This window comes from Streptomyces oceani, assembly GCF_001751245.1.
GTDB classification, from domain to species: domain Bacteria; phylum Actinomycetota; class Actinomycetes; order Streptomycetales; family Streptomycetaceae; genus Streptomyces; species Streptomyces oceani.
This window is the reverse complement of record NZ_LJGU01000126.1, coordinates 56,271-57,195: the sequence shown is the minus strand read 5'-3', so window position 1 is coordinate 57,195 and position 925 is coordinate 56,271. Positions and strand designations below refer to the sequence as shown.

At 77.9% G+C, this 925-nt stretch carries 1 pseudogene; it reads right to left on the bottom strand.

Features of this window, described 5'->3' with window-relative positions:
- Positions 1–925: pseudogene (locus tag AN216_RS29235) on the bottom strand (cell division protein FtsK); the annotation flags it as partial.

Sequence of the window (925 nt, the reverse complement as noted above, 5' to 3'; positions counted from 1 at the left end):
GCTGGCCCTCCGCCGCCGGCTCGCGGTGGATGAGCCGCACCGCGGTCGCGACGGCTCCGCTGAGCAGCGCGAGCGTGCGGCACTCCCGGAAGGGCGGCGAGACGGCGTACGCCGCGCGGAGCGTCGCGTCGAGCGGCGAGGCGGGGGAGGCGGCCGGGGTCTCGGCCAGGCACATCACGTGGATGCCGGCGTCCGGCCCCTCGGCGGCGAGCCGGGACAGTGCCGTACGCAACTCGGCGGAGCCCGGGTCGCCGTCCACGACGAGCAGGGTGCGCGCTTCGGGGTCAGCCGCCGGTGAAGCGTCCGCGGGGTCAGGCGGTGCAGCGTCCGCGGGGGCAGGCGCCGTGTGCGTACCGGTGGCGTGCCCCAACGGCGCTCGCGTGCTGGGCGGGGGGTGCGTCTCGTCCAGCCGTCGGATCAGCTCTTCCGTACGGGCGGCGGCCTGCTCGTCGTCGTAGGCCACCAGCAGCCGGCAGTCCTGACCGTGCCCCGGGCGCAGATGGGGAAGCCAGCCCAGCCAGGACCACTCCGCGGTCCGGCTGGGCAGCTCACGCGTGCGATCCGCGGCCAGCAGCACGATCTCCAGGCTGCCCGGCGCGTGCAGGGCCGCCAGCTGCGCGAGCAGGGAACGGGCCATCCGGGCCAGTCGCGCGCGGGGACCCGCGAGGCCGAGGGAGCCCGCGGCGCGCAGGTCTATCGTCACCGGCTCGCCGGAACCGCCGCTGCGGTGCGCGCTGCCGAGCCGCACGGTCAGGGCGTCCGGGTGTCCGGGACCGCGCTCCCACAGCCTGGGCCCCGGGCCGAGAGCGGTCAGCAGCACGGTCGCCGGGTCCGGCCAGCGGGAGGTGCCGTCGTCCGGGACGGTCGCGCCAGGCGGGCGGTTGACCGTACCGCCGGGACGACCCGCGCCGCCCGCGCCACCGCC